5 protein-coding genes and 1 pseudogene are annotated in these 6,099 nt (G+C 53.8%); 1 reads left to right on the top strand and 5 read right to left on the bottom strand.

Going from position 1 to position 6,099, the window contains the following annotated elements; translation table 11 throughout:
* Positions 1-410 (top strand): hypothetical protein (locus RMSM_RS35925; RefSeq protein WP_040771405.1); only part of this gene is annotated, 410 nt, incomplete at its 5' end.
* A gap of 7 nt (positions 411-417) precedes the next feature.
* On the opposite strand, the gene RMSM_RS35920 is transcribed toward RMSM_RS35925, so the two are convergent.
* The 5 genes and pseudogenes from RMSM_RS35920 to RMSM_RS35900 form a co-directional block, all read right to left on the bottom strand.
* Positions 418-1,839, bottom strand: coding sequence for a sigma-54-dependent transcriptional regulator (locus RMSM_RS35920; RefSeq protein WP_008709678.1), 1,422 nt, complete (start codon positions 1,837-1,839; stop codon positions 418-420).
* Positions 1,836-3,227 (bottom strand): sensor histidine kinase, encoded by a 1,392-nt coding sequence (locus RMSM_RS35915; RefSeq protein WP_008709675.1) that lies wholly within the window; start codon positions 3,225-3,227, stop codon positions 1,836-1,838. Before RMSM_RS35915 ends, RMSM_RS35920 begins: the two co-directional genes overlap by 4 nt.
* 180 nt (positions 3,228-3,407) lie before the next feature.
* Complete coding sequence (locus RMSM_RS35910; protein ID WP_008709673.1) at positions 3,408-4,694, bottom strand: nucleotide sugar dehydrogenase; 1,287 nt, start codon at positions 4,692-4,694, stop codon at positions 3,408-3,410.
* 117 nt (positions 4,695-4,811) lie between these two features.
* A complete protein-coding gene (gene rfbA, locus RMSM_RS35905; protein ID WP_008709671.1) occupies positions 4,812-5,693 on the bottom strand; it encodes a glucose-1-phosphate thymidylyltransferase RfbA in 882 nt (293 codons plus the stop codon).
* Positions 5,694-5,782: 89 nt separating this feature from the next.
* Positions 5,783-6,099: pseudogene (locus RMSM_RS35900) on the bottom strand (dTDP-4-dehydrorhamnose reductase); the annotation flags it as partial.

Genomic DNA, 6,099 nt, shown 5'->3' with positions numbered 1-6,099 from the left:
GCGTTGGCCAGCTGCTGGAAGTGGTCAAACGGTTCGAGGGGACTGGGATTCGTATTTGTGCGCTCTCGATCAGCGATGCTGCGGAATGTGCATTTGTGCGTTTCTTGGTGAGCGACGCCGATCGCGGACGAGAAATTCTAGAACGCAGTGGTTTGGCGATCATTGAGACCGATCTGATTGGCGTCGAACTGCCCACGGGCCCGCAACCACTGTTGCGAGTTTGCACAGCGTTGCTGCAAGCCGAGTTGAATATCGTACAAGCCTATCCGCTGCTCGTTCGTCCGCATGGAAAGCCCGCAGTGGCAATCATGGTCGAAAATATCGATTTTGCGATGAAGACGCTGCAGGAGAAAGGTTTTCAAATTCTGACCGAAGGCGACTTGGAAGATAATCCCATCAACGAACAGTAGATGGTGATCACTCCGTTTCGGTTTCGCTGGGGTAGCGTTTAATCCATTCCCGCAGTGTGCCGCGATGAATCCCAAGCATGTCGGCGGCGGCGGCCCGATTGCCATCGGTATGTTCGAGCACGAGTCGCAACAGGGTCGGCATCGCGGCGGCTTGAAACCGCTCGTTCAGGTCTGTCAGATTTTCGCTCCCCGCCGCCAACTCCTGCGTCGTCCACGAAGCCACCGCTTTGCTAAGCGAATTTGTCGGTGCGTCGACGGTGCCACTACGGTTCTGTCGTTCCTCGGGAAAGTCACTGAGCAACAGCGGACGACCTCGGGCAATCACCGAAGCATGTTCAACCGCGTTTCGCAGCTCGCGAACGTTCCCCCACCAAGAACGCTGCTGTAACGCATCGATCAGCGAGGGATCGGTAGCATTTTTGGGCGAGGGATAGCCCAGCCGCGTCAGGAAGTACTCGATCAACATGGGAATGTCCTCGCTGCGATGTCGCAGCGGCGGCAGGCGGATCGAAACGGCACTTAGTCGATACAGCAGATCCTCACGAAACGTGCCCTCATGAACCGCTTGTTCAAGATCACGATTGGTCGCGGCAATGATGCGAACATTTGATCGGCGAGCAGCCACGTCACCGACTGCGGTAAATTCGCCCTGTTCCAAAACACGCAACAGCTTGGCCTGGATCGCCAAGGGAAGTTCGCCAATCTCGTCAAGCAAAATCGAGCCTTCGCTGGCGAGTTCGAACAATCCGGCGCGGTTTGAATCGGCGCCGGTAAATGCTCCTTTGACATGCCCAAACAACTCGCTTTCAATCACCGTTTCGCTTAGCGATACTGGAGCAATCGGCAGATACGGTTTGTCGCTGCGGCGACTGTGTCGATGAATCGCTGCGGCGGCTAGTTCTTTGCCGGTACCCGTTTCGCCAGTGATCAAAACGGATAAGTCGCTATCTGCGACCAACGCGATTTGACGAAACACTTGTTGCATCGCTGCCGATTTTCCTACCAACAACGAGGCGTCGCTGGGCGGTGTGGTCTCCGGTTCGTCTGGTGCAAGCCGGCCGCCGACACGCAGCGCCTGCTCACATGCTTTCGCGGCGTCTTCGAGCCGGAAGGGTTTGGTTAAATAATCGCATGCACCGGCATGTACCGCTCCCACGGCCGTCTCGAGATCGCCAAACGCCGTCATCACAATCACCGGAGCGCCGTTTGTCGCGGCTTGTAGCTTCGGTAGTGCGGTGATCCCATCTTCGCCGGGTAAGCGAACATCCAGTAGGATTAAATCAAGCGGACGCGACTGAGCGATTTCAATCGCGTCTTCGGCCGACGAGGCGATCAGCACTTCGTGGCCTGCGCCACTGAGTAGTCGTTCAAATCCCCAGCAAATGGAGGGTTCGTCGTCGACGACAAGGATGCTGCGTTTTGCGTTCATAAGAGCTTGTTGGCGGATGGCGAAGGAGACGTGGTGCTGATTTGAGTGGTCATCGTAAACTGAGTCCATCCGTTACAGCGTTCCCATTTCACGGTGCCGCCATGACGTTGTGCGGTCCGGCGAACTAGCGGCAGTCCAAGCCCGAGACCTTCGGGTTTGCTAGTGACAAAGGGTTCAAAAATTTCGTCCGCAAGCTGCTCTGGAGGACCGGGACCGTTGTCACAAATCACGATTTGGCATCTCTGGTCGCGTATCAGCGATACACTCACTCGGACTTCGGATCCGATTTCGATTGCGTTGAGAATCAGGTTAGACGCAGCGGCTGAGTAGCTGGGCCCATCGCCAACCATGACATCTCGCAGACCCTCTGCGAGCGACCACTGCAGTGGCACGTGGCGATGTTTGGCGATCGGATTGATACTGTTTTGCAGATGATGGATGCAATCGATCAATCGTTCGGGGCGATCCTCGTCTTGCTTGCCTGCGGCGGCTAGCGTCAGTTGACGAACGTAGTCTTCGGTTTGTTCAATCTGGTCAATGGCGACTTGAAGACTGGTGTCCTCTGAATCAGAACAGCTTCGTTGATGCAGTTCGATTGCCATCCGTGCTCCCGTCAAGCTGTTACGTAGTTGATGGGCCAGTCCCGAGGCAAGTTGGTGTAACAGCTTTTCGCCCTGAGTCCGAGTCAATTGTTGCCACATTTGCGATAGTTGATCCGACATGCGTTGGACCGACGCCCCGAGTAGTCCCAGTTCATCGATCGGATCGGTGGGGATTTCGGTATCGAAATGGCCTTCGGCAATTTGGTTCACTTGACGCTGTAGATACGACAACCGACTGGTCAAACGATGGGTGATCCAAAACGTGATCGATGACAATAACAGAATCGTCGAAAAACCTGTCGCAAGCGGGAAAGCCGCCGCCTGGATGCGGGCACGGTGCAAATCATTGTAATTGAATAACACCGCGATCCGGTCGACTCCGTCGTTGCCGGCAGCAGGACCATGGCGAGAGAAAATCCGGTACAGAAAAACCTCGGATCCCATTCTCACGAATTGAAAATCGCTTGGCTCGGATGAATTCGCAGGTTGCTTCCATCGGTTCTCAGGCACCGGGATCGATGCATTGATCACGTTTCCTCGATTTCCGATCGTGATCAACTCGGTATTGGTCAGGTCCGAAAGCGATTGAGTGATCGATTGAGTTAATGGAAACGGTGCTCCGACGAGCGTTGCTTCGATCGATCGGTAACGTGTCTCGATCTGTTCTCGTGACAAACGATCCCCCGAGCGATAGGAGGCCCATGCCACCACGACCGCCGCGATCATGGAAACCATGACCAATGGCAACAGCAGTCGGAGCCGAAGCGAGCGAAAACGAGGACTCACGTAGCATGTCTCTGAGGATCGAGGCGAAACGCTCAATCATACTCCGAGGACGTGCGATCGAAAACGCGGCGATCGTAGCGGTGGATTCTCCGTCGTCGGTGGTGGGAAATCCGGCGTCGCAACACGATCAACCCTGCTCGACGAGCAGGGGGGCAGTATCAACAGGCAGCACTCGGTTTTCTAAGCTTTGATAACCCGTGTTTCTGACTCGATGCCTTTGGTGGCATTGCGAGTGTCGACGACAAGTTGTGACCAATCGCATAGCTGTTGGTAATCGACGTTGGCATGAGCGGTTGCAATCAAGGTCAAATCAAAACATTCCACCGTGGCCCGGTCCCACGGGATCGATTTGGTGCCGGCCCAATGCGCATGTTCACGACTCGGGCGAATCACGGGGATATAGGGATCATAGAATGCGACTTCGGCACCAGCGTCTTTGAGCATTTGCAGCAGGATATAACCAGGCGATTCGCGATCATCATCGACATTGGCTTTGTACGACAATCCGGCCAATAGCACTTTGCTGCCATTGAGCGGTTTGCGAACCGAGTTGAGCGCTTCGGCGACCTTGTGGACGACATAGGTTGGCATCGAGGTGTTAATCTCGCCGGCCAATTCGATGAAGCGAGTGGCTTGGCCATATTCGCGTGCCTTCCAGGTCAAATAGAACGGATCAATCGGGATACAGTGACCACCGAGACCTGGCCCGGGGTAAAACGGCATGTAGCCAAACGGTTTCGTCTTCGCCGCTTCGATTACTTCCCAAACGTCAATCCCCATCGCTTCGTAGACGACCTTCAGCTCGTTGACGAGAGCGATATTGATGCTACGGAAAATATTCTCGAGCAACTTGGTGGCTTCTGCTGCACGACAACTTGAAACTGGCACCACGCGCTGGACGGCACGTGAATAAAGTTCGATCGCTTTCTCTAAACATGCCGGTGTCAATCCGCCGACGACTTTGGGAATCGTCGCTACTTTGCTATCGGGGTTGCCTGGGTCCTCTCGCTCAGGGGAAAATGCGAGGTGAAAATCCTTGCCCGCGGTCATTCCGGAACCTTGTTCGAGGACGCTGCGTAAATCCTCGTCCGTGGTGCCTGGGTAGGTGGTTGATTCGAGGACGACTAAAATGCCAGGTTTCAGATAGGGCGCGATCGCAGCGCCTGTTTGCAAAATATACGAAATGTCGGGTTCGCGATTCTTATTGAGCGGGCTTGGCACACAAATCACAACCGCACGTGATTCACTGACCAATGAAAAGTCGGTGCTCGCCTTCAACCGTCCTGCGTTGACTTGATCGGCGATCGATTCGGCCGAGATATGGTGAATGTACGACTCGCCCGCATTGATTGCGTCTACTTTGGCAGCATCGATATCTAACCCCAGAACTTGGCATTCATTTTTGGCAAATTGAAGTCCCAAGGGCAGGCCGACGTAACCGAGTCCGACAATGGCAAGATCGTTCATGAAAATCGCGGGTGCTTAGAGTAGAAAAATGTCTATTTGATAGATCGTATAGTGATTCAGAGGGGGCCGCTTTGCAATGTACCATCCCTGTGACATGACACAAATAAACGACCTTGGCTAACTTCGCTCGGGCTCACCTCGGTGGGGAACCGATTTTAAGTACTGGCCATAATCATTGTTGAACTGGTTCGCTAAGCTCAGCAATTGTTCTCGATCGATGAAACCATTGAGATAGGCGATCTCTTCGGGGCAGGCAATTTTTAGTCCTTGGCGTTTTTCGACGGCGGCAACGAAATTGCACGCATCAAGTAGTGAGTCCTTGGTGCCTGTATCGAGCCAGGCGAAGCCACGCGAAAACAGCTCGACAGTCAGTTCACCTTTGTCCATGTAGATGCGATTGACGTCGGTGATCTCCAGCTCGCCACGTGGCGATGGTTTCAGGTTTGCTGCGATCTCGATGATCGAATTGTCGTAAAAATAGAGTCCGGGAATCGCGAAATTTGATTTGGGATGCTGAGGCTTTTCTGCGATCGAAATGACTTTTCCCGCTGCATCAAACTCGACCACCCCATAACGCTCAGGGTCGGTAACACGGTAGCCAAACACCGTTGCCCCGACCTCTTTTTGGGCGGCCGCAGCCAACGTCTTGCGGAACCCTTGACCGTAAAAAATGTTGTCGCCGAGTACCAACGCAACGCGGTCACGGCCAACAAAGTCGGCGCCAATCACAAAGGCCTGGGCAAGTCCCTCGGGTTTGGGTTGTTCGGCATATTGCAGATTGATCCCCCAGTCAGACCCGTCGCCTAGAAGTCGCTTGAACGCGGGCAGGTCGTGCGGCGTCGAGATCAGCAAGAATTCTCGAATGCCCGCCAGCATCAGAGTTGAAAGCGGATAGTAAACCATCGGCTTGTCATAAATGGGAATCAGCTGTTTGCTAACGCCGCGAGTCGCTGGGTGTAGTCGTGTGCCAGAGCCGCCCGCCAGGATGATACCCTTCATCTTTGACCTTTTTTAATGGTGAGGATTTGCGATGTTACCGGTGTGGGAGGAAGCTAGGTTGGCGCAAATCCGATGCAGCGAATCTGAACTTATTCTTCGTCAACTGGTGTCCACGATTTTAACGCTTGCTCGATTGCCTCATGAACAGGCGTCATTTGGATTCCCGTGGAAAGCAATTTCGAATTGTCCATCACGCAATTCGAACGCGGCGTTTTCGCAGCCCGTTTCATGAATTCGCTCTCATCGTCGAAGAACGTGAATTTCTTGTCGGGTAACAAATGCATATTGATCAACGCCGCAACTTCGCGTGTGGTGATTCGACCCGTATTGGTGATATTGTAGATCCCCGTTTCGACTCGCTGAGTCCATGTCTGATAACTCGCACGCACGAATTCATTCAAGTGAG

Source organism: Rhodopirellula maiorica SM1 (assembly GCF_000346295.1).
GTDB lineage: Bacteria > Planctomycetota > Planctomycetia > Pirellulales > Pirellulaceae > Novipirellula > Novipirellula maiorica.
This window is presented reverse-complemented; position numbering and strand designations above follow the sequence as displayed.

Bases quoted from the DNA above. Each gene is read 5' to 3' on its own strand.
- RMSM_RS35910 (WP_008709673.1), bottom strand. From the start codon at position 4,694: ATGAACGATCTTGCCATTGTCGGACTCGGTTACGTCGGCCTGCCCTTG.
- RMSM_RS35920 (WP_008709678.1), bottom strand. From the start codon at position 1,839: ATGAACGCAAAACGCAGCATCCTTGTCGTCGACGACGAACCCTCCATT.
- rfbA (WP_008709671.1), bottom strand. From the start codon at position 5,693: ATGAAGGGTATCATCCTGGCGGGCGGCTCTGGCACACGACTACACCCA.